We start from the raw sequence: 22,270 nt of genomic DNA on the forward strand, positions 1-22,270 counted from the left end.
CAGATAAATTATGCGAACCAATAAACCGGTAGAAGGAATTGCTTATAATTCCAACAGGGAAGGATTTATCTTTGCGTTGGCGAGAAGGGAGAGTTCTGCAGATTTAAACAAAGATGATACTTTCAATGAATACCCTATTAGGGTAATTAATGATCATGGATATGTGGGTTTGTTTCAATACGGAACTCCTGCTCTTATAGACATCGGCTATAAAACAAGAGACGGGCAATGGACGGGTAAAAACGGTGCAACTTCACTAGAAGCTTTTAGGTCATCCCGTCAAACTCAGATCGCAGCTATTAATTTATCCATAGATTTGTGGTGTAAAAGATTACGTGCTACCGGCTTAAATGAATATTACGGAAAAATTGTTAAGGGTATTGAAATTACGGAATCAGGTTGCATCGCAGGTTGCCATTTGGTCGGACTGGGAGGATTGGCGTCTTTTTTAAATGTACCCGGCAACTTGAAAATCAACAAAAGCACAGGAAAAAACCATAAAGAATTTGACGGAAATGGTGTGCATATCAGCCATTACATTGATTTATTTGCTCATTATGATATGGAAAGTTGCTGTAAACGTAAGATACGGATTGGTTTGAAAGATCCAAGTGGATTACCTATAGAAGGCAAACACGTAACAATATTAAGTTCATATGAAGGGAAGCACACCAACAGCCAATTCAAGATAGAACATAAAACAGACGCAGATGGTGAGTTGCCTGTTATTGTGAGACATCCGGGTGCCAAAATTACTTTGGAAATCGACGGCAGAAAAAGTGAAGATATTACTCAAAAGGCCGATCAAATTCAGCCGTTTAATATAGTGGCTTCTGATTTGAAAATAAGTGCCCCGTTAGCTGAAAAAGGTAAACCTGAGGCTAAAAAGCAAGAGGCTGTACAAGAGAAAAAAGAAGAACAACAACAAACGCCGGTTGAAACCAATAAAGATATTAATTTTAATATTGCCATATTGGAAGGAGATACTAAAAAAACCATCAGTAATGTTAAATTTACCTTAGTTTATAAAGGCAAGCCTAAACAGCATATAACAGACAGCCAGGGAATCAAAAAAAATATCATTGCAGAAGCGGGACAAAGTGTGCAGGTTTGTGTAGCAGGAGAAGGAAACCTCCAGCCTGTTAAGTCTTTTACCGTAACCGAAAGTTTGAAAGACACAACGGTTGAAGTTGCCTTACCTGTACATACGTTCAATATTGTTGTGGTTGATACTAAGGGAAAAATCGTACCCAATGCCGAATTCAGTATTTTTTATCGTAATAAAGAACGTACGAGGAAAACCGATAGTGAAGGCCGTCTGAAAATCAAAGCGCTAGTCGGTTTCGTATGCGGATTCGGAAACAGAGGAAATCCTCTGACTTATTTCAGATGCTTGCAATCGGTATCGCTAAGGAAAATTATCGTAAATTCAGCTGCTGTGCAGATTGCGAAGGGTTCTGCCGGCAAAACTGTGGCTACAATGGTGGTACAGGCTGCAAAACAAACGAAGGAAGCAGCAAAACCAAAATCGCCGTTACCGGCGAAAACGGAGAAGCAGCAAAGCAAACCACAGGAGAAAAAGAAGGATGAAAAGCCTCCGCAACCGGAGCCGGTTAAGCAAAAGAATACACACACGGAGAAAAACGGTAATCCGCTGACGGTGGTTGGGAATGAAAAAACTGCTAATGATACAATCCGTTATCATATTTACCACGATGGCACCATAAAAAGAGAAAATAAGGAAGCTACGGGATATGTTGAATTTATTTATTATGATGAAGGAGGAGGCTACCATCATTTAGGTAAGTCCGCATTTATTTCTGCAAATAAATGGGCTAAAAAAAATATTTTAGCAATCCCTAAAAAGAAAATATATCTAGTTGATCAAAGAAAGCACAGTTATTATAAAAGTAGAGATGGAAAAATTGGTTATAGCTGGGAAATTCAAAGTGATGGTGGTCGTTATTACTTAAGCGGCAATGCTTTTGCAGCTGTTTTAGGAGCGATGTGTTCTTTAGGATATAGTGAATACATAGGATCGGGTTTTAGTACAAAAAATGGAGGACCCGGCAAAAGTGATTCACATATTAATGGTATTAATGGGGATTTTCGTTATTTAGCTAAGAATAACTTACATGTGAAAACCCCTGTTCATACTGACTATAGCATCTTTGATTGGGATGCCAATGTGAGATTTGTAGAGGCATTATATAAGTTTGGTTATAAGGATTTTAGGTCTTGGCCAGTCAAATCAAAAGGTTGGAAATTGTTGCCATATTCAAGCAAACTTAAAGATCATAAGAATCATATACATTTACAAGGGTTTAGGCCTAAAATTATTGACTTTGAAAACAAAAAATAGGGTATTAATATGCTTAAATTTATCTTACAATTAAATATTGTATTTTTATCATTCGTAACATTGATATCGTGTAAAGACAATATAAAATCAAACAATGATTCACCTGATCATACTTTGGAAAAGAAAGATAATGTTTCCATTATTAAAGATGTTGATTGTTCAGTAAACTTTCCGAAAGAACAAGAACATTTGGCTAATGCTCCATGTTTACGTTTGCCAATGAAAACGTCTGATTTCCAACACTACCCTACGTTGAAAAACGGTTTATTAGATTTAGATAAATTACCAACACCATTCGATCATAAAGAGTATTTGCGCCCTCTTCAAACTGATGTTCCAGAGTACGCTAATTTATTAGGTATTATTCCCTATGACAACAATTATGTGTGGCTACTCATTATTTATAATGAAAACTCAGAAGAAGCGGAAGGGATTAGTGTTATACAGCAAGTTTATGAATTAAGATTATTTGAAAGAAAGCTAGGCAATGAAATTGAAGAAGGATATAAAAATCGAGTTCGACTTGGAATTCAAGATCTGACTTTCGATTTACCTTTTTATAATAACCCTAAAGTGAAAAAGCCACCATTTAATTTTAAAGAAGATGAACATGGTGCTTTAAGCTACAAGCTCAAGGATACGGTAGGATTACAACATGATAAGGAATGTTACTCTAATTTTACTATTCAAACAGATTGGTCTATACATACTGATATAAACTGTTACCGAATAAAAAAATCTAAAAAAATATTAGATTCAAAAAGAACCAATATTTGGAAGTTGAATAGGGAAAGTATGGTTTTTGAAGAGTTAACTAACTAACCAAACCAAGTAACCGAATTGAAGAAAATTTTATTTTTAAAATTTAAGGTGTGATATTTTTAATATCATTTAATACTATTTAGATAGTATTTTATCTCTTTATTTATATAAAAAATCAAATTCTAGATTTTAAATTAATAAATATTATTTTTTTTGTATATATAAATATATAAGAAAGTATATGTAATGGAAAAATACAAAATATATAAAATATTATTAGGATTATTGTTAATATCTGACTTTAGGCTCTGCATATGCTCAAAACACTATCAGTAATCAATTTCAGATTGATGGATTTAACAATATTAAGATTAACTCAAAATTTAATGCTAAAAAATTAAAAAAAGAATTTGAACATGAACAGAATGTTGGTTGTGCTATTGCAACTGATAAATTACATAAAAAAGTTAGCTATATGATTGATGAGGATATTGTTGTTGTTATTAGTACAGATGATAAAAATATGTATTCTCCAGCAAATGTAAGAGTTGGTGATTCTTTAAAAACTGTTTACAAAAAGCATCCTTATAAAAAAGGTATACGTTTGGAAAATCCATATGTAGGATTTTCTATTGTCTATATGTATCCTAACAAAATTGGAGTGAAATATAATATTTTAAATAATAAAGTTGAAAGTTTTGAGATAGGAACCAAAGAATATTTAGAGCTAATGGAAAGTTGTTCATAAAGTCTATTAGTTACATTTTAAATGAGCATACAATTTAAATGAGCATACAATGTGATAGTATATATTTAGTTTATGTTCTTTGTTTTAAAGGATAAAATTTTTCAAGTATTTATTTTATGAAAACTTTTAAAGTATTTAATTCATTATATTTATTTTTATCTTTGTTTTATATAAGTGCATGTTCTACAAATAAGATGGACAAATCTTATCCTAATCAAAAAATCGAAAATCCAAAACCTAGATTTGAACATTCTAAATTTTTCTTAAATGGAGTTGGTGATATTCATATTGGGGATACATTTAATAAAAAATCTTTTGTAAAAGCTGAGGAAGAAATTGAAGGATGTTTTCATGCTGAAAATAAGGAATATCCAGATTTTTCTTTTAAATTTATAGATAATAAATTAGTAGAAATAGAATCGTATTCAAAAAATCAAGTCATTTCACCGTATGGGATAAAAATAGGAGATATGCCGAAATTAATATATCAAAAACATAAAGGAGAAAAAGAAGAAATAATGAATCATCCTTATGGTGATGAAAATGATAAAGTTATTTTTTATTGGTACAAAGTTAATGATGAAGATTTAGGTATTAAATATGTTATTATGAACAACAAAGTAGAGAGTATTAGTGTGGGTAAAAAAGAACAATTACCTTATATGGAAGGTTGTTTGTAATTTAGGATCTAATTTACAGATAATCAAGAGTTGAAGAAATATATTGATACATTGATGATATTTTGAAGCTAAAGGTAATTTACATAAAAATGTAAGTTACATGGTTCAAGATAATATTGTCACAGATGTTAGAATATCTGAAAGCAATGTTGTCCTACCTTATGGTGTGAAGTGATATAGTTACTTCTATTTCTATCGGTCTCAAAGATTCTCTATTGTTGATGGAAGGCTGCGCTTAATTGATCTCTATATGTTGATGCCGTCTGAAAGTATATTTCAGACGGCATTTATTTGTAGTAGATATATAGAAGAAAGTTTTTTAATGCAGAGTTCAATATTTTTACTTTAGCGGTTTGAAAAGCAAAATCACCAAACACGATGATAAGCGGATTTTGCTTCCAAATACCTTATACATTGAACAAGAAATGAATCACATCGCCATCCTGCACCACATATTCCTTGCCTTCCGCACGCATTTTGCCGGCTTCTTTGGCTTTGGCTTCGCCGCCTAAGGTAACGAAATCGTCGTAAGAAATCACTTGGGCGCGGATGAAGCCGCGTTCGAAATCGGTGTGGATCACGCCGGCGGCTTGCGGGGCGGTGTCTCCTTTGCGGATGGTCCAAGCGCGGACTTCTTTTACGCCGGCGGTGAAGTAGGTTTGCAGGCCGAGCAGGTCGTAGCCGGCGCGAATTAGGCGGTTGAGGCCGGGTTCTTCCAAGCCCATTTCGGCGAGGAATTCGGCTTTTTCTTCGTCTTCGAGTTCGGCGATTTCGCTTTCCAATGCGGCGCACACGGCGACTACGGGCGCGTTTTCTTTGGCAGCCAATTCTTTCAGGCGGTCTAAGTGCGGGTTGTTTTCAAAACCGTCTTCCGCTACGTTGCCCACATACATGGCGGGTTTGGCGGTGAGCAGGAACAAGGGGCGCAGCATGGCAAGTTCTTCTGCATCAAGGCCGAACGAGCGCACGGGTTTGCCTTCGTTGAGATGGGGCAGCAGTTTTTCGCACAGGGCAACGAGTTTTTGTGCGTCTTTATCGCCTGATTTGGCGCGTTTTCCTTCACGGGTGATGGCTTTTTCTACGCTGGCAAGGTCGGCCAGAGCCAGCTCGGTACCGATGGTTTCGATGTCGGCAATGGGATCGACTTTGCCGGAAACGTGCACGATATTGTCGTCGTCGAAGCAGCGAACCACGTTCACAATAGCATCGGTTTCGCGGATGTTGGCGAGAAACTGGTTGCCCAAGCCTTCACCTTTGCTCGCGCCTGCTACCAAGCCTGCGATATCGACAAACTCGACGATGGCAGGCTGCATTTTTTGCGGATTAACGATTTTAGCCAGCTCGGCCATGCGCGGATCGGGCACTTCGACGATGCCGACGTTGGGTTCAATCGTACAGAAGGGATAGTTGGCCGCTTCGATACCGGATTGGGTTAAGGCGTTGAACAAGGTGGATTTGCCGACGTTGGGCAGGCCGACGATGCCGCATTTTAAGCTCATGGGGTTTCCTGAAATTGCTGAATATAATAAACGGGCGATTTTACCATATTTCAGACGGCCTCAAGCCGCTATCTTTGATAGGTTTTTAGGTGGAATAGGGTAACGCTTCGGCATCATGTACCGCAAATTCCGCTATATCCTGTCGGTCTGATTCGGTTTGCCAAAAGTGCCGGTACTGAGCCATCTGAAAGCGGTGTGCTTAAACCTGTTTCAAACAGCCAAGAGGCTTATTGTGGCTGTTGCTGTCTAAAAGGCATCCGAATACGGATTTTAAAAGCTGCCGTTTGAATCTGATCGTTTTGAAAAAAGAAAAAGTATTCCCGCCGCAGCGGGAATATTGACGGATGATTGAATCTGTTCACAAAGCCGTTGCCCAATGCAGTTTGCTTTGGGAAGAGACTTGGGTAACTTCGTTGGTATCTAAATTAATGGCGGTAAGTTGTCCTCCCCACAGCGCGCCGGTGTCGAGCGAGATGACGCGGTAGTTGTTGAGATAGCCGAGTGCCGACCAATGGCCGAATACGATGGTATGGCTCAAGTGTTGGCGTTCGGGTGCTTCAAACCACGGGCGCAGGTCGTCGGGCATGTCTTTAAGCCCGCCTTTGAAATCATAGTCGAGCTTGTTTTTGAAGGTGAGCGCACGCATACGGGTAAAGACGTTGGTGATCATGCGCAGGCGGTCGTAGCCGGTGAGGCTGTTTTTCCATTTTTTAGGCTTGTCGCCGTACATGTTGAGAAAATAGTCTTTGGCGCGGTCGCTTTTCAATTCGGTTTCAACTTCGAGCGCGAGGCTTTCGGCTTTGTCGATGTCCCATTTGGGCAGCAGCCCGGCGTGCACCAAAACATGCTTGTCGCCGCGGATCAAGAGCGGTTGGGCGCGCACCCAATCAAGCATTTTGCGGTTGTCGGGGTGTTCGAGAATCGGTGCGATGGTGTCTCCGCGTCTGATTTTGCCGAAGCCGTAAGATACGGCCAGCATGTGCAGGTCGTGGTTGCCGAGCACGGTGCGGATGCTGCTTTCGTGCTTCATCACAAATTGCAGGGCTTCGAGCGACTGCGAGCCGCGGTTGACGATGTCGCCCGTGAGCCACAGTGTGTCGGTGCCGTGGTTAAAGCCTATTTTGGCGAGCAGGGCGTTGAGTTCGGCAAAGCAGCCTTGAATATCGCCGATTGCATAATGTGCCATGTGTGTGAATCCGTGTGGTTGGATGAGGTGTGTGAGGCCGTCTGAAAATGTGTTCAGACGGCATATCTTATCATTATGAGACCTTTGCAAAACCCTCATCTGTGGCGCATTTCTGCGTTGTGCGCTGCTCGCTCGTTTGCCTATCTAATGATATGTCTGCACTCGTTGCGCTGCTACGCCTTGAACTGCATCCACATCTGAGAGTTTGCAAAGGTCTCATTATATTTTAAATCAGCTGTTTAGTACCAATACGGCTTCCGCTTCCACCTGTACGCCTTTGGGCAGGCCGGCAACTTCGACGGCGGCGCGGGCGGGGAAGGGTTGGCTGAAGTATTCGGCCATTACTTCGTTGAATACGGCGAAGTTGCCCAAGTCGGTAAGGTAGGCGTTGACTTTGACGATGTCGTCCAAAGAACCGCCCGCCGCTTGCGCCACGGCTTGCAGGTTTTTAAACACTTGGTGCGCTTCGGCGCGGAAATCGCCGTTGCCGACTACGGTCATGGTGGCGGGGTCGAGTGGGATTTGGCCGCTCATGTAAACAGTGTTGCCCGCGCGCACGGCTTGGCTGTATGCGCCGATGGCGGCGGGGGCGTTGTCGGTGTAGATAATGGTTTTAGCCATGTGGAGATTCCTTTTCTTCAGAAGATTGTTCAGGTTCGGATTTTGTAGTATCGGTTTGATTATTTTCAGTAGTGTTCTCCGCTTGTTCGTTTTTTGATTCGGATTTGTTAAAACGAGTCTTAAAATTAGTTAAATGGGTACGAATTCGATTCAAAAATCCAGGTTCTTCACGATAAGAAAGTATAAATCCAGCTAAAGAGCCAATAGCAATAATTTCTAACAATTTACTAATAAATTTTAGAAGTTGATCCCAAAATTCATTGTTATTATTTTTTAGAGAATCTTCAATTGTGATATGAAGCCCAATGAGAAATAATAAGGCAAAAGTTGTCCTGATCAAATTATTAAAATTTTTTTTAAGGTCTATTGCAATTATTCCTATTCCAATAATAGCTAACGCAAGTATAAATGCTATGAAATGGAAACCTATAAGTTCTAAAAGAGATCTATATGGAGGCTGATTTTTAAGATCTTGAATAGCAATAGGTGCAAGACAATAAAAAAGAATGGACCCCAAAAGTATACATATAAATAAATTTCCCCAAGTTTCTCTCCTCGAAAAAAATTTTTTATTACATAGGTAGAGTAAAAAAGAAATTATCAATATGATAATAATAGTGATAACATCGTTGTTCATATTAAAAATTCTCCTGTATTTTTCAAGAGCTTCATATTTTATAAATTAAAGAGAAACGAATCAACCAATTACCCAATTCCTCGCCGCATCCATATCCGCCCAAATCTGTTTTTTCAAATCGTCGATGTTGTCGAACTTGGCTTCGTCGCGTAGTTTGTGCAGAAAGCGCACGCGGATGCGTTGGCCGTATAAATCGCCGTTGAAGTCGAACAAATGCACTTCGAGCTTTTGGCGGCGGGTTGCGGATACGGTGGGGTTGAAGCCAAAGCTGGCTACGCCGCGGCGGGTGCCGAAGCTGCCTTCCGCTTCAACTACAAACACGCCGTTGAGGGCGTAGTGGTGTTGGGGAAGCTGCACGTTGGCGGTGGGGCAGCCGATGGTGCGGCCGAGCTTGGCACCGTGTTTGACTTTGCCGCTGAGGGTGTAGGGGTGGCCGAGCAGTTTGCGGGCGTATTCCAAGAGGCCGTCTGAAAGGGCTTTGCGGATGGCGGTGCTGCTGGCGCGGATGTTTTCCACCAGCACGGAGGGGGTGCGCTCGGTAACCATGTCGGGCTGGCTTTGCAGCAGGGCGAAATCGCCTTCGCGCCCTGTGCCGAAGCGGAAATCGTCGCCGATGAGCAGGTATTTGGTGTTGAGGGTTTCGCGCAGCAGGCGGCTGATGAAGGTTTGGGCGTTGATGTCGGCAAAGGCTTGGTTGAAACGCAGCACCCACACGGCATCGACGCAGCCGGTTTCGCGCAGCAGGTGCAGTTTGCTGCGCAGCGGGCTGAGGCGGTAGGGCAGTTCGCGTCCTTGTTTGCGGGCGAAAAATTCTTGCGGCTGCGGCTCGAAAATCACGGCAACCACGGGCAGGCCGCGGCTTTGCGCTTCTTGTTTGAGCCGTTGCAGAATGTGGCGGTGGCCGAGATGCACGCCGTCGAAATTGCCGATGGTCACGGCGGAGCCTTGGGGAAAGTCGGGGCGGCTGCCCAAACCGAACCAGATTTTCATGGGTAATGTCTGCGTGTGAAAAAACGGAGTATTGTAAGCCGAATCGGCGGCGGGGGGAATGCTGCGGTTAATAGCTTTTTTTGATTGCACATGTCGTGATATTCGGCTTTGGGCCGAGTATGACGTATGTGGTTTGTTTCGGTTGGTTTACTATATGGATGTAGTGGTTTGGCAGGGAATGGTGTGAGGCCGTCTGAAAGCGGGCAAAGTGGGCTTTGCTAGGGCGCACAAGTTCGCTTTCAGACGGCCTCAAACAGCTTAGCCGTCGCCACGTTCCAGCAGCATCAACAGCATGGCGGCGTTTAGCACCAACACATCGTCTTCCGCCGGAGCTTGGGCGGTCTTTTCCAAGCTGAATTTGCGTTCGAAAAACGAGGCGTTTTTTTTGAGGAGGTAAGTTTCGTGTCCGTCGGGCGTGGCGATAGTGTAGGTCGGGTTGAGAAAATAGCCGGTAAGCATGCCGATAAAGGGAATTTCGCCGACGATGCCGTCCACCACGGCTATCCACGGGTTGGCTTCGTGCAGGGTGTAGCGCTGATTGCCCGCTGCATCGCTGAGAGTATAGCTGGTTTTCCACAATGATTTCATGCCGCTGCGTTTGATGCTGCCGATGGTTCGGCCCGCCGCGTCGCGCACGGTGTAGTTGGCGTTGAAGTCGATAATACGGTCGGCATCGATGGTGTAGAGTCTCTCGTTGCGGCTGCCGTCGCGGAAAATTTCGATGGATTCTTTAATCTTAAAAATCTTCTGGCGCGTGTAGGCTACTTCTCTACCTTGTGCATCGAACACGGTAAAGTCGTTGGACGGGGTAAAGATTTTGAAGGTGAAGTTAAGGGGGAATTGAAGGTTTTGCATGTGTTGTTTCGAGGAATCAAGAGGTTGCCGATTATAGCAAATTTTGATTCGTTATGACGGAGTTGTGTTTGAAGAGGCCGTCTGAAAACCAGCTTTGCGGGTTTCAGACGGCCTTCCTTATATTTAAGCAAACAGCCCGCTTAATGTGCGGGCTGCCGGGAAAGCTGTATGTTTTCAGACGGCCTGATCAGCCTTTTTTGAGGTGGAGAACAAAGGCTACTACTGCGGCCACGGCAAAGAAATAGCCTAAGTAAGGCGTGCTGTTCGGCTTATGGACAACCACAAAATTGATAACTGAAAGCACTACAAATACGATGGAAAGTTTTAAATAGTATCCTTTTTTCATTTTCAGCCTTTCTTTTATTGGATGAAAAACATTTCAATATAGGATGCCGCAGCAGCGTTGTTATCTTGAGCTTCACGGCAAGCCTGCATGTGAAGACAGCTTTTGCCGATAAAGGTTCTTATGCTGTTGATATTTTTATGGGATTTCAGAAAAAAGGCCGTCTGAAAATTGAAATGGTAACGCAAATGCTGGATAACGCATTTGGTCGTCTGAAAGGGGCAACGCCGCTGCTGCATTCCGACCAAGGCCAAGGCGTTACTGTATCGAACCGGTGCTTATCGGGCGAAATCGGCTGAGAACGGGATTGTGCAAAGTATGTCGCGCAAAGGCAATTGTTGGGACAATGCGCCGATGGAGAGTTTCTTCGGCACATTGAAAACGGAAAGCTTTTATGAAGAAGGTGTGCTATCGGTGGCCGAGCTGACAACGGTGATCAATGATTACATCCATTACTACAATCATGAACGTATTAGTTTAAACTTAAAAAAGCTGAGCCCTGTGGCCTACAGAACTCAGCTTGAAGAGGATGTTTGAGAAAAATTCTTAACTTGTCCAAGGATTGGGGGACAGTTCATTTTTTTTCAGACGGCCTGATTAAAGGGTGCGGCGGTTATTTGGCTATGGGCGTCGCTTGATAGAAAGCCAGTTTCAACTCGCCGTTTTCGATTTCCCAAACCGACACGGCGCGGTTGTTGAGCTTTCTGGGCTGCCCGTCCACCAATATATCGGCTTGGAAATCGGCGCGCACCAAAATGGCCGTGCCCAGATGCCGGATTTCGTGAATGGGGTAATGAATGGCTTTGTAAACGTAAAAGCCGGAATGCAGCTTGCCCATTAAAGCATCCAAATCGTCTACGGTGCCGCTGGTATGCACATAACAGAGGTTGGGGCTGCACATGGCGGCAAATTCTTCGTAACGTTGGTTGATCAGGCAATCGGCTCTTTGCTGTTCGGCGGCGCGGACGGCTTCCTGCCAATTTTGTTCTGTGTTCATCAATCTTTCTCCTGTTCGGTTTGCGTTGTTGATTATTTTGCTGCCGTTGCATCTTAATTCTAATTTGTGCGTTTTATTGTTCTAAATTCCAAAACATTGTATTTGCCCGCAGCATGACTACAGTTGGGTTCAAACAGAATAGAATAATGACGGACTCTACCTTACGGTAAGGATTAGATTTATTTTCAACAAGGCAAACCACCATGATAGACAAAACAACCCGTTCTCTGGAGGATGTGCTGGCTCAAATTTCAGACGGCGCCCGTATTATGATCGGCGGTTTCGGTACGGCAGGGCAGCCTGCCGGATTGATCGACGGCCTGATTGAAACGGGAGCGAAAGATTTGGTCATCATCAACAACAATGCAGGCAATGGCGATTACGGTTTGGCCAAACTGCTGAAAACCGGTGCGGTGCGCAAAATCATCTGCTCTTTTCCGCGCCAATCCGATTCTTGGGTTTTCGACGAGCTTTACCGCGCCGGAAAAATCGAGCTGGAACTGGTGCCGCAAGGCAACCTTGCCTGCCGCATTCAGGCGGCGGGCATGGGGTTGGGCGCGGTGTTTACGCCTACCGGCTACGGCACGCTGTTGGCGGAAGGTAAAGAAACCCGCCATATCGACGGCAAAGATTATGTGCTCGAGTATCCCATCAAAGCGGATTTTGCGCTGATTAAAGCTTTCAAAGGCGACCGCTGGGGTAATTTGGTTTACCGTAAATCGGCGCGTAATTTCGGCCCGATTATGGCGGCGGCAGCCGATGTAACCATTGCCGAAGTGTCGGAAATCGTTGAATTGGGGGCTTTGGACCCCGAACACATCATCACACCGGGAATTTTTGTCCGGCACGTCGTTAAAATTTGATAAGGAGAGCAGCGGTGAACTACCAAAAACTCAACCGTGAACAAATCGCCATGCGCGTTGCCGCAGATATTCCCGACGGTGCTTACGTTAATCTCGGCATCGGGTTGCCGACCAAAATTGCGGCTTATCTGCCCGAAGACAAAGAAATCTTTCTGCATTCCGAAAACGGCCTGCTGGCATTCGGCCCGCCGCCCGCTCCCGGCGAAGAAGACCCCGATTTGATTAACGCGGGTAAAGAATACGTTACGCTGCAAACCGGCGGATGCTACTTCCACCACGGCGACTCTTTCGCCATGATGCGCGGCGGCCATCTCGATATTTGCGTATTGGGTGCGTTTCAAGTGTCGGCCAATGGAGATTTGGCCAACTGGCACACCGGTGCGCCCGATGCCATTCCGGCGGTAGGCGGTGCAATGGACTTGGCCGTCGGTGCCAAAAAAGTGTGGGTAACGATGGAGCATACAAGCAAGCAGGGCGAGCCTAAAATTGTGCAAAACCTCACTTATCCGGCAACCGGCCTGCATTGCGTTAACCGCATCTACACCGATTTATGCGTTATCGATTTGGACGGAGAGGGTTTGCGCGTGATTGAAAAAGTCGACGGCTTGGACTTTGACGAACTGCAAAAACTGACCGATGCCCCCTTAATCGACGCCACAGCAGGAGCAAAGAAATGAAACTGAACGACGTTTATATTATTGATGCCGTGCGCACGCCTTTCGGACGCTACGGCGGCGGTCTTGCTGCGGTGCGCACTGATGATTTGGGTGCCGTGCCGATTAAAGCGTTGATGCAGCGCCATCCTCAAGTAGATTGGGCAAAAGCCGACGACTTGATTTACGGCTGTGCCAATCAGGCGGGCGAAGACAACCGCAACGTGGCCAGAATGTCTGCTTTACTGGCAGGCATGCCGCCTTCCGTGCCGGCAACCACCATCAACCGCCTGTGCGGTTCGTCTTTGGATGCGGTGGTAACGGCAGGCCGTGCGATTCAAACCGGCGATGCCGATTTATTGATTGCCGGCGGCGTGGAAAATATGTCCCGTTCGCCTTATGTGATGGGTAAATCGGAGCAGGCTTTCGGCAGAAATCAAAAAATCGAAGATACCACGATGGGTTGGCGTTTTGTCAATCCGGCTATGAAGGCGCAATACGGCGTGGATACCATGCCGCAAACCGCTGAGAATGTGGCGGAGCAATTCGGTATCAGCAGGGAAGACCAAGACCGTTTTGCCCTTGCCAGCCAGCAGAAGGCGGCGGCGGCGCAGCAGCGCGGTTTTTTCGAGCGCGAAATCGTGCCCGTGGAAATCCCGCAGCGCAAAGGCGGCAGCATTGTGGTAAATCAAGACGAGCATCCTCGCCCGGATACCAATGCGGAAGGTTTGGCAAAACTCAAGCCGGTGGTGTTTGAAGGCGGCACGGTAACGGCAGGCAATGCTTCGGGCATCAACGACGGTTCGTCTGCCGTTTTGCTGGCTTCTGCCAAAGCGGTGGAAGCCTACGGACTGAAGCCGCGCGGCCGTTTGATTGCCGGTGTAACGGTGGGCATCGAGCCGAGGATTATGGGTTTCGCCCCCGCACCGGCAATTAAAAAACTGCTGGCCAAAACAGGCGTGGCTTTGGCCGATATTGATGTAATCGAATTGAACGAAGCGTTTGCCGCCCAAGCTTTGGCGTGTACCCGCGATTTGGGTTTGGCCGACGATGATCCGCGCGTCAACCCTAACGGCGGTGCCATAGCCATCGGCCATCCTTTGGGTGCTTCGGGCACGCGCTTGTTGGCAACTGCGCTTAACCAGCTGGAAGTTTCAGGCGGTCGTTATGCGGTGTGCTCGATGTGTATCGGTGTCGGGCAAGGCATTGCGGTGCTCATTGAGCGATGCGACTAGGGGAGACAAGCAGCCTTTGGCAATCAGTTGTTCGTCCCATTCGGGCAGTTTGCTGATATGTTCCGATAAAAAGTCGATGATGTGTCTGACTTTTTTAATGTTTTTGGAATTGGGCGGAAACACCGCCCGCAAGCTGTAAGCCGGAACGGGATAATCGGTCAACACCGATACCAGCCTGCCTTCGAGCAGGCTTTCTTTTGCCACGATGGTGGGCAGGCAGACGATACCGCCGCCGGTTAATGCAAAGTCGTGCAATAGGTGGATGGAAGAAGAATTGATGCGCGCCGAAATCGGCGTTTCCTGCAATTTGCCTTGGCTGAAAAATTTGATGCGGTTGCGTTCGGGATAGCCCGAATAATAGCCCAGTTCAAAACGCGAAAGTTCGGCAGGGGTTTGGGGTTCGCCGAAGCGGGAAATGAAATCGGGCGAGGCGCAAAATACACGGTTAACATGGAAAATTTTCCGATCGATCAGGCTTTCGCCTTTGGGCGGAAAAATCTGAAAGGCCACATCGAAACCGCACGATACCGGATCGACCACTTTATCGCTCACCACCAAATCCAGCTCGATATCGGTGTAAGCTTGAGTGAAAAGAGAAAGTTTTTTGCTGAAATAACCCAAACCGAAACCGGGGACTAAATGGATACGCAATTTGCCTTTCAAATCGTTTTTGGCCATTGCCATGGCATCAACCAAAGTATCGAAGCGGTTTAACAGATCAACGCATTCGTCGTAATACTTTTCGCCGATGTCAGACAGGCGCACGGAGCGGGTGTTGCGGTGGAATAGCGGCGCGTCGACAAATTTTTCCAGCTGCTGAATGCGCGTGCTGATAACCGAACGCGCTACGCCCAGCTGTTCGGCCGCCTGAATGAAACTCCCGCTTTGTGCTACGCGCACAAAGGCCTCCATACATTGCAGTTTGTCCATGTGTTCCTCCTCTTCAAACCGGTGCGTTGAAATGATTATATAGACCCGCATCGATAAATTAACGGTTTGGCAGGTTTTTGCCAAACCGTTTTTTTCAGACGGCACGAAAACCGACTGATATAGCAAATAAAGCGGGTTAGGCCAACTGCCGGCCTTGCGGCAAGCGTTTTTGTTTTTCTTCTTGTTCGTCCGCCGCATCGTAGGCTTCGACGATTTTTTGTACAAGCGGATGGCGGACAACGTCTTCACTGGTAAAGGTGTGGAAATACAAACCTTCGATGCCGCTGAGTTTTTCTTTGGCATCTTTCAAGCCCGATTTGATGTTACGGGGCAGGTCGATCTGGCTCAAGTCGCCGGTAATCACGGCTTTGGCACCGAAACCGATGCGGGTGAGAAACATCTTCATCTGTTCGGGCGTGGTGTTTTGCGCTTCGTCGAGAATCACATACGCGCCGTTGAGCGTGCGGCCGCGCATGTAGGCCAGCGGAGCGATTTCGATTAAGCCTTTTTCCAAGAGCTTGGTAACGCGGTCGAAGCCCATTAAATCATAGAGCGCATCGTAAAGCGGGCGCAGGTAGGGGTCGACTTTTTGGGCGAGGTCGCCGGGCAGAAAGCCGAGTTTTTCGCCCGCTTCAACGGCGGGGCGCACCAAAACGATGCGTTCGATTTGGTGCTTTTCCATCGCATCTACGGCGGCGGCTACGGCCAGATAGGTTTTACCCGTACCGGCAGGGCCAAGCCCGAAAACGACATCATGGTTGAGCAGCGCACGGATATAGCCGTTTTGGCGCGGGGTGCGCCCGCCGATGCTGCCGCGTTTGGTACGCAGATAATATTGCTGGTCGTGGTGTTTTTCTTCGTGCTGCGCATCGGCGGTTTTGGCTTCGACGGCGGCAAGGCGGATGTCGGTGTCTTCCAAATCGCGGCTTTCGGCGATGTCGGCCAAAGCAAGCAGGGCACGGCGGCCTGCGTGGGCGAGGTCGCCTAAAAAGGTGAAGCTGGAAAAACGGCGGCTGATTTGGATATCAAGGGCTTTGCCCAAAGTGTCGAGATGGCTGTCGAGTGCGCCGCACAGGCGTTGCAGCACGATGTTGTCGATGTCGTCGAACTGTAAATGCACGGTATGGGTCATCTGTTTTGTATTCTTCCTGAATAAAATGAATCGGATAATCGGGTTATAAGGTTTAAAGTGCCGAAAATCAAGGCCGTCTGAATAATCTTTACCGTTTTTTCAGACGGCGGTTTGAACAATATGCCGGTTGGCTGTTTTTTTAAAAATATTTATACTAATATAAATCATTCTCAAATATATTTTTATTTTATTGAATTATTCCCATTGTTAAATAGTCATAGCATGGTGAGTAGCCGGAATTGACTTATTGAGACCTTTGCACAATTACCGAATGTAGATGCAGTTCAAAGCGCAGCAACGCCGTAGTAAAAGCCAAGTTGATTGGTGCGTTTGAGCAGCACACAAAGCAGAAATGCGCCACAGATGGCGGTTTTGCAAAGTTCTCTTAATTGGCAGGCTTTATTGTTTCATGCAAGCAGGCTGTTTCCGGCATGTTTTGTGCTTTGAGAACCTTTTTAATCAGGAAATCAGGAAAAGAGATGAAACTGAACCCTACCGTATATGCCGTTGCTTTGGCTTTTGCCGCGCCGGCCGCTTATGCCGATGCGCCGTATGTTCATAAGGCAAAACTGGAAACCGTTACCGTAACCGCCGACCGCCACGCGCAGGCTTTGGATAAGGCTGCGCCGAATGTGGCAGTAGTGTCTCGCAAAGAGTTGGATCAGGCGGCGGCAGCCAATTTGGATGATGTGGTGCTGTACGAGCCGGGCGTGGATGTGCCCACCGACAACAACCGCCGCGGCAATGCGGGGGTGAACATCCGCGGTATCGGCGGCAACCGCATTTTGATGATGGTGGACGGTATCCGCGTTCCCGAAGCCTATGCGGGCGGCGGCAGCAATGCGGCGGTGTCCGGCCGCGATTTGGTGGAAGCCGACACATTAAAGCAGGTGGATATCGTGAAAGGCCCTTATTCCGCGCTGTATGGCAGCGACGCTTTGGGCGGCGTGGTCAATTTTTCCACTTATTCGCCCGCTGATTTTGTCGATGCCGAAAAACCGTTCCATTTCGGTTTGAAACACGGCTACCGCAGCCGCGACCGCAGCCACGGCGTAACGGCAACGGCGGCAGGCTACACGGAAAATGCGCAAGGTTTGCTGATGTTCACGCACCGCCAAGGTCATGAAAGCAAAAACCGCGGCGGCGTGGATTCGCGCAACGGCCGCCGCACCAAGCCGAATCCGCAGGATTTCCGCAGCTACAACATTTTGGCCAAAGGCGATGCGGGCAACGAAAACCACCGCGTAGAAGCCTTGTTCGAGCATTTTTACCGCAAAAAAGAAACCGATTTGCTGAACACTTTGGGCACGGGTGCGCCGCGCGGCCCGCGGGTAACCACAACGACATCCAGTTCGTCGGACGACCGCGCCCGCCGCCAGCGTATCGAGTTGGGCTACCGCTACCGCGGCGACTCCGCCTTGAAAGAAGCCAATATTTACGTTTACCGGCAAAGGCTGAAATCGGAAGACGATGCGGTTACTGATGAAACCGCCCGCATGGCTGGGCGCATCACTGAAGACGGCATCCGCTATTCCGATTACGGTTTCAACCAAACCACCCAAGGCATCAATACCCGCGGCGTGTTTGAAGCCGACACAGGCCGTCTGAAACACACTATTGTGGCGGGTGCGGAATTCAAGCAAACCGACACCGAACGCCCGCGCGAAAGCACCACGGTGGGGCGCGACGGCCGCATCAGCCATATGTATGCCGGTGCGCTGTATCCGAACAAAACCTTCCCCGATTCTCGCCGCCGCACGGTCAGCGTTTATGCGCAAGACAGTTTGGCGTTTCCCAACGGCATCGTGCTGACACCGGCTTTGCGTTTCGAGCATGAAAAGCTCAAACCGCAAATCGACCAAGCCTATCTGAACAGTAAGCCCGACAGCCTGCCGAAAGACTTCAGCGACAGCTCGTTCACGCCCAGCCTGCGTTTGAGCGTGCCGTTCGGCGAGGCGTTTACCGGCTTTGCCACTTATTCGCGCGGCTTCCGAACGCCGCCGTTCGATACCGCCACAATGTCGTTCAACAACAGCCAGCACGGCTATAAAGTGATTCCGAACAACAACTTGAAATCGGAACATTCCGACAGCTTCGAGCTGGGTTTGAAATATAAAGACGAACGCACCAAAGCGCAGATCACCACCTTCTACAACCGTTACCGCGATTTCATCAACCGCACGCAGGTCAGGGTTGAACAGGGCGCAGGCGGCCGTCCGATCCGGGTGTTTAAATACGACAATCTGGATAAAGTGAAAACCTACGGCATCGAAGCCGCTACCGCCGTGAAACTTAACGACAACTGGCAGGTCGGCACCAGCATCGCTTGGATGCGCGGCAAAGACGGCGAAGGTAAACCGCTGGACACCGCCTATCCGCTCAACGGCGTGCTGAGTGTGGACTACGCACAAGAAAAATGGGGCGCAGGCACCAAATTGCGCTGGGCAACGGCGCAGAAACGCACCAGCAACCCCGCCTTTTTCAAAACACCCGGCTACGGCGTGTGGGATGCGGGCGTGTGGTACAAACCGGTTAAAAACCTTTCGCTCGGCTTAAACGTGTACAACCTCGCCAATAAGAAATACTGGCAGCACGCCGACGTGGCGGGCGTGGAAGACCTCGGCACGATGGATACCTACACCCAGCCCGGCCGCAATGTTGCCGCTTCGTTGCAGTTGAAGTTTTAAACACAATTTCAGACGGCCTCGATATGGGTTTCGGAAAGGCCGTCTGAAAAATACGGCCTTAGTGTTAAGGAATAAGCATGGAGCCCACCCTAGAACAAACCGCCGCCCAGCTCCGATGCCCGCATGGCGAGACGCGGGGAGGGTGTTCGGCCAAGTGATGAATTTGCGCAATCTGCCGCTGATTGTGAACGCATTTTCCGCCTTGGGCTTGAACGACGGCGACCGTGTACTCGAATTGGGCTACGGCAACGGCGGCTTGCTCGGTTATGTGTTGTCGCTGGCGGCGCGGCTGCACTATACGGGTGTGGAAACTTCGGCTTTAATGCACGAAGAAGCGTTGGCATTCAACCAAGCCTTTATCAATTCGGGGCTTGCCGATTACCGCCTGTATAATGGCGCGGAGTTACCGTTTGCCGACCGTGCTTTCGATAAAATCATCAGCATCAACACGCTTTATTTTTGGGAACGTCCGGCCGAGTTGATGCGGGAAATCTGCCGCGTACTCAAAACCGGCGGGCGTTTGTGCCTGAGTTTTTGCGAGAAAAACTTTATGCAGACGCTGCCGTTTTGCGCTTACGGGTTCACGCTGTACGAACCGCATGATGTCGTGGCGTTGACCCGCAGCCTGCCTTTACGCCTGTGCTTTCAGACGGCCAGACAAGATAAGGCGGTGGATAAAAGCGGCAATCTGACCGAGCGCATTTATATCGAAATGCTGTTTGAAAAAACGGCATAATGTCATCTTTTTCAGACAGGCGTTTTGCATCTAAAGAGGCCGTCTGAAAAGCAGAAAGTCATAAAAGGAGCAGAATCGAATGAATCTTTGGGAGCAATACCAAGCCAACAAAGCCCAAAAACAGGGCATGTATTTCCCGCGCGAAGCCGCCGCCGATTTGGGCGTGAGCGAAGGTGCGCTGATGGCCGACGCGCCGGAAACGGTTTACCTCGGCGGCAAAAACAATGTGCGCGGTATCGTGCTGAAACTGCACACGCTGGGTTTGGTGCAGTGCATCGTGCGCAACAGCGTGTGCGTACACGAAAAGCAGGGCATTTATGAAAACGTGAGCATGTCGGAAACATCGGGCATCGCCGTAAATGTAGGCGGCATCGACCTGCGGATTTTTCCGGCGCGCTGGCATCATGTGCTGGCCGTTACCAACCGCGACGGCGAAAAAGTGTCCCGTTCGGTTCAGTTTTACGACGAATTCGGCGTATCGGTGCAGAAAGTCTTTATGCGCGAAGAGGGCAAAGAAGCCGAGTGGCAGGCTTTGCTTGATGCCTTCCGCACCGAAGGCAAGCCCGAATTCCAAACCGGCGAACTGCCGCCCGCAACCGCCACGCCCGCGCTGCCGTCTGAAAAAGAAGCCGCATTTCAAGAGCGTTGGAACGAGTTGAAAGACGTGCACCACTTCGGCGGTCTGTTGGAAACATTTGAAGTCGACCGCCAAACCGCCTACCGCCACGCTCCCGAAGGCGCAACCAAGCTGCTGAACCGCGACGCATGGCAGCAAGTGCTCGAAGCCGCCCGCGACCGCGGCATCGACATCATGATTTTCGCCGGCAACCGCGGCCTCGTGCAGATTCAGACAGGCAAAGTGCACAACGTCGTGCGCGCCCGCGGCTACCTCAACGTGCTCGACGGCAAAGAAGAAGGCTTCAGCATGCACCTGAAAGACGACGAAATCGTAGAAACTTGGGTGGTGCGCCGCCCGATACGCGACGGCTTCGTTACCTGCGTGGAAGGTTTCGACAGCCGCCGCAAAACCGTGCTTCAGATTTTCGGCAAGCGTAAAGAAGGCGAACCCGAACTCGAAGCGTGGCGCGAAATTACCGATAAGCTGCTGGCAAGTTGATGCTCGGTAAAGTATTCAGACAGGCATTGAGGCCGTCTGAATCAACACGCCATATAGTAGGGCGGGCATCCCTGCCCGCCGCATTTGAGCCTTAAATTTGTTGGTTACACGGCGGGCAGGGATGCCCGCCCTACCGAACAGCATGAAGTCTTAACCAAACCTTTCAGACGGCCTTCCCCATACCGAAGGCCGTCTGAAAACCCCATGTCCCAAAAGGAAAAACACATGAAAAAAACCATTTTCGCCGCCGCCGTATTGTGCGCCGCCCTGCAAACCGCTTACGCCCAACGCATCGTGGTGATGTCGCCCGACGTGGCCGATATCGTGGTGGCATTGGGTGCGACCAACGAAATCGTCGGCCGCGACCAAACCGTTCAAAACCCCGCCTTGAAAAGCAAGCCCAGCATCGGCATCCACCGCCAATTAACCGTCGAGCCGATTATCGCCGCCAAACCCGACGTGGCAATCGGTTCGTGGATGGTGCAGCCGGCCACCATTTTCGCCAACCTGAAAAAAGCCGGTGTCAATGCCGTGAACGTCGCCCCCGACGACAGCATCGCCGCCTACCCGCAAAGCATCCGCGCCGTGGGCAAACTGATTAACAAAACCGCCCAAGCCGATGCATTGGCGGGCAAATGGCAGGCCGACATGAAACAGCAGCCGCAAAACGGCAAACGCTACCTGTTCAGCTACGACGGCCGCATCGTTGCCGGTAAAAACACCGCTGCCGACGAAATCATCAAACGCGCAGGCGGCATCAACGCGGCAGCCAACCTCGACGGCATGAAACCGCTTAACCGCGAAGCATGGATTGCCGCCAAGCCCGACGTGATCATCATCGCCGACCATCATGAAAAACTGATCGGCGGAGTCAAACAATTCGCCGCCCGTCCTGAAATCGCCGGCAGCAACGCCGCCAAAAACGGCAAGATTTATTTGTGGCAGGCCAATGATATGTTCCGCTACGGTTTGGATACGCCGCAGGTGGTGAAGAAGTTGAACGGGTTGGCGAAATAAGGCGGCCTGTTTTCAGACGGCCCAATCAGTAATCGATGAGTAATATAGTCATCAACTTAAGAAGAGTACATTAAAAAGAGTACATTCGTCATACTCGGGCTTGACCCGAGTATCTCCTAAATTGACTGAAACCCAAGATACTCGGGCCAAGCCCGAGTATAACGGTTTTGTTATTAATTTAGGGGCTGACGTAGATTAGCAGTCATGATAGGCTGCCAAA

General features: G+C 48.0%; 22 protein-coding genes and 2 pseudogenes. 13 read left to right on the forward strand and 11 right to left on the reverse strand.

Annotated features, from left to right (window positions below; translation table 11 throughout):
- Window positions 1-10: 10 nt before the first annotated feature.
- The 4 genes from LVJ88_RS05975 to LVJ88_RS05990 all read left to right on the forward strand — a co-directional run bounded on the left by LVJ88_RS05975 (window position 11) and on the right by LVJ88_RS05990 (window position 4,552).
- Complete coding sequence (locus tag LVJ88_RS05975; protein ID WP_085418426.1) at window positions 11-2,362, forward strand: hypothetical protein; 2,352 nt, start codon at window positions 11-13, stop codon at window positions 2,360-2,362.
- Between the two features lie 9 nt (window positions 2,363-2,371).
- The gene (locus LVJ88_RS05980) at window positions 2,372-3,184 is read left to right on the forward strand and encodes a hypothetical protein (RefSeq protein WP_244694193.1); all 813 of its coding nucleotides are present in this window, start codon (window positions 2,372-2,374) and stop codon (window positions 3,182-3,184) included.
- Between the two features lie 415 nt (window positions 3,185-3,599).
- Window positions 3,600-3,872: a hypothetical protein gene (locus LVJ88_RS05985; RefSeq protein ID WP_085419068.1), complete on the forward strand. Its 273-nt coding sequence runs from the start codon at window positions 3,600-3,602 to the stop codon at window positions 3,870-3,872.
- A gap of 116 nt (window positions 3,873-3,988) precedes the next feature.
- Window positions 3,989-4,552 (forward strand): hypothetical protein, encoded by a 564-nt coding sequence (locus LVJ88_RS05990; protein ID WP_244694194.1) that lies wholly within the window; start codon window positions 3,989-3,991, stop codon window positions 4,550-4,552.
- A gap of 407 nt (window positions 4,553-4,959) precedes the next feature.
- Here LVJ88_RS05990 and ychF read toward each other — a convergent pair whose 3' ends face one another.
- Both ychF and LVJ88_RS06000 read right to left on the reverse strand, forming a co-directional pair.
- Window positions 4,960-6,051 carry a redox-regulated ATPase YchF gene (gene ychF / locus LVJ88_RS05995; RefSeq protein WP_085418915.1) on the reverse strand — a complete coding sequence of 364 codons (1,092 nt, stop codon included), beginning with the start codon at window positions 6,049-6,051 and terminating at the stop codon, window positions 4,960-4,962.
- Window positions 6,052-6,409: 358 nt separating this feature from the next.
- Entirely contained in the window at window positions 6,410-7,237 is an 828-nt protein-coding gene (locus LVJ88_RS06000) for a symmetrical bis(5'-nucleosyl)-tetraphosphatase (RefSeq protein ID WP_085418914.1), read from the reverse strand.
- A gap of 75 nt (window positions 7,238-7,312) precedes the next feature.
- Here LVJ88_RS06000 and LVJ88_RS06005 point away from each other — a divergent pair.
- Window positions 7,313-7,467, forward strand: a pseudogene (locus tag LVJ88_RS06005) (lipoprotein signal peptidase).
- A 1-nt stretch (window position 7,468) separates the two neighbouring features.
- On the opposite strand, the gene LVJ88_RS06010 reads toward LVJ88_RS06005, so the two are convergent.
- From LVJ88_RS06010 to LVJ88_RS06030, 5 genes are all read right to left on the reverse strand, one after another.
- Complete coding sequence (locus LVJ88_RS06010; RefSeq protein ID WP_085418913.1) at window positions 7,469-7,858, reverse strand: RidA family protein; 390 nt, start codon at window positions 7,856-7,858, stop codon at window positions 7,469-7,471.
- Window positions 7,851-8,495, reverse strand: a complete 645-nt coding sequence (locus LVJ88_RS06015) for a hypothetical protein (RefSeq protein ID WP_085418912.1) — start codon at window positions 8,493-8,495, stop codon at window positions 7,851-7,853. Before LVJ88_RS06015 ends, LVJ88_RS06010 begins: the two co-directional genes overlap by 8 nt.
- Window positions 8,496-8,555: 60 nt before the next feature.
- The gene (gene ribF / locus LVJ88_RS06020) at window positions 8,556-9,485 is read right to left on the reverse strand and encodes a bifunctional riboflavin kinase/FAD synthetase (protein ID WP_085418917.1); all 930 of its coding nucleotides are present in this window, start codon (window positions 9,483-9,485) and stop codon (window positions 8,556-8,558) included.
- A 258-nt stretch (window positions 9,486-9,743) separates the two neighbouring features.
- Window positions 9,744-10,340, reverse strand: coding sequence for an LURP-one-related family protein (locus LVJ88_RS06025; RefSeq protein WP_085418911.1), 597 nt, complete (start codon window positions 10,338-10,340; stop codon window positions 9,744-9,746).
- Between the two features lie 187 nt (window positions 10,341-10,527).
- Window positions 10,528-10,686: a hypothetical protein gene (locus tag LVJ88_RS06030; protein ID WP_156300630.1), complete on the reverse strand. Its 159-nt coding sequence runs from the start codon at window positions 10,684-10,686 to the stop codon at window positions 10,528-10,530.
- A gap of 167 nt (window positions 10,687-10,853) precedes the next feature.
- Between LVJ88_RS06030 and LVJ88_RS12685 the strand changes: the two are divergent.
- Window positions 10,854-11,220 (forward strand): annotated as a pseudogene (locus LVJ88_RS12685) (transposase); the annotation flags it as partial.
- A 76-nt stretch (window positions 11,221-11,296) separates the two neighbouring features.
- On the opposite strand, the gene LVJ88_RS06040 reads toward LVJ88_RS12685, so the two are convergent.
- Complete coding sequence (locus LVJ88_RS06040) at window positions 11,297-11,680, reverse strand: nuclear transport factor 2 family protein (protein ID WP_085418908.1); 384 nt, start codon at window positions 11,678-11,680, stop codon at window positions 11,297-11,299.
- Window positions 11,681-11,883: 203 nt separating this feature from the next.
- Between LVJ88_RS06040 and LVJ88_RS06045 the strand changes: the two genes are divergently transcribed.
- The 3 genes from LVJ88_RS06045 to pcaF are packed head-to-tail and all read left to right on the forward strand — an operon-like array spanning window position 11,884 to window position 14,431.
- Window positions 11,884-12,543: a 3-oxoacid CoA-transferase subunit A gene (locus tag LVJ88_RS06045; protein WP_054599750.1), complete on the forward strand. Its 660-nt coding sequence runs from the start codon at window positions 11,884-11,886 to the stop codon at window positions 12,541-12,543.
- A 14-nt stretch (window positions 12,544-12,557) separates the two neighbouring features.
- Window positions 12,558-13,220: a 3-oxoacid CoA-transferase subunit B gene (locus LVJ88_RS06050; RefSeq protein ID WP_085418907.1), complete on the forward strand. Its 663-nt coding sequence runs from the start codon at window positions 12,558-12,560 to the stop codon at window positions 13,218-13,220.
- Complete coding sequence (gene pcaF / locus LVJ88_RS06055; protein WP_085418906.1) at window positions 13,217-14,431, forward strand: 3-oxoadipyl-CoA thiolase; 1,215 nt, start codon at window positions 13,217-13,219, stop codon at window positions 14,429-14,431. The genes LVJ88_RS06050 and pcaF overlap by 4 nt, the downstream gene beginning before the upstream one ends.
- Here pcaF and LVJ88_RS06060 read toward each other — a convergent pair.
- On the reverse strand, window positions 14,351-15,361 hold the full coding sequence (locus LVJ88_RS06060) for a LysR family transcriptional regulator (RefSeq protein WP_085418905.1): 1,011 nt from the start codon (window positions 15,359-15,361) through the stop codon (window positions 14,351-14,353). The genes pcaF and LVJ88_RS06060 overlap by 81 nt on opposite strands.
- A 136-nt stretch (window positions 15,362-15,497) precedes the next feature.
- Entirely contained in the window at window positions 15,498-16,493 is a 996-nt protein-coding gene (locus LVJ88_RS06065) for a PhoH family protein (RefSeq protein ID WP_085356535.1), read from the reverse strand.
- Between the two features lie 479 nt (window positions 16,494-16,972).
- Between LVJ88_RS06065 and LVJ88_RS06070 the strand changes: the two genes are divergently transcribed.
- The 3 genes from LVJ88_RS06070 to LVJ88_RS06080 all read left to right on the forward strand — a co-directional run bounded on the left by LVJ88_RS06070 (window position 16,973) and on the right by LVJ88_RS06080 (window position 21,033).
- A complete protein-coding gene (locus LVJ88_RS06070; protein ID WP_085418904.1) occupies window positions 16,973-19,180 on the forward strand; it encodes a TonB-dependent hemoglobin/transferrin/lactoferrin family receptor in 2,208 nt (735 codons plus the stop codon).
- 115 nt (window positions 19,181-19,295) lie between these two features.
- Complete coding sequence (locus tag LVJ88_RS06075; protein ID WP_233127640.1) at window positions 19,296-19,916, forward strand: class I SAM-dependent methyltransferase; 621 nt, start codon at window positions 19,296-19,298, stop codon at window positions 19,914-19,916.
- Window positions 19,917-19,995: 79 nt separating this feature from the next.
- Window positions 19,996-21,033, forward strand: a complete 1,038-nt coding sequence (locus tag LVJ88_RS06080) for a ChuX/HutX family heme-like substrate-binding protein (RefSeq protein ID WP_085418903.1) — start codon at window positions 19,996-19,998, stop codon at window positions 21,031-21,033.
- A 104-nt stretch (window positions 21,034-21,137) separates the two neighbouring features.
- On the opposite strand, the gene LVJ88_RS12545 is transcribed toward LVJ88_RS06080, so the two are convergent.
- On the reverse strand, window positions 21,138-21,260 hold the full coding sequence (locus tag LVJ88_RS12545) for a hypothetical protein (RefSeq protein WP_269844515.1): 123 nt from the start codon (window positions 21,258-21,260) through the stop codon (window positions 21,138-21,140).
- Here LVJ88_RS12545 and LVJ88_RS06085 point away from each other — a divergent pair.
- Entirely contained in the window at window positions 21,259-22,050 is a 792-nt protein-coding gene (locus LVJ88_RS06085) for a heme/hemin ABC transporter substrate-binding protein (protein ID WP_085418902.1), read from the forward strand. The genes LVJ88_RS12545 and LVJ88_RS06085 overlap by 2 nt on opposite strands.
- Window positions 22,051-22,270: the final 220 nt, after the last annotated feature.

This window comes from Neisseria dumasiana (genome assembly GCF_022870885.1).
GTDB classification, from domain to species: domain Bacteria; phylum Pseudomonadota; class Gammaproteobacteria; order Burkholderiales; family Neisseriaceae; genus Neisseria; species Neisseria dumasiana.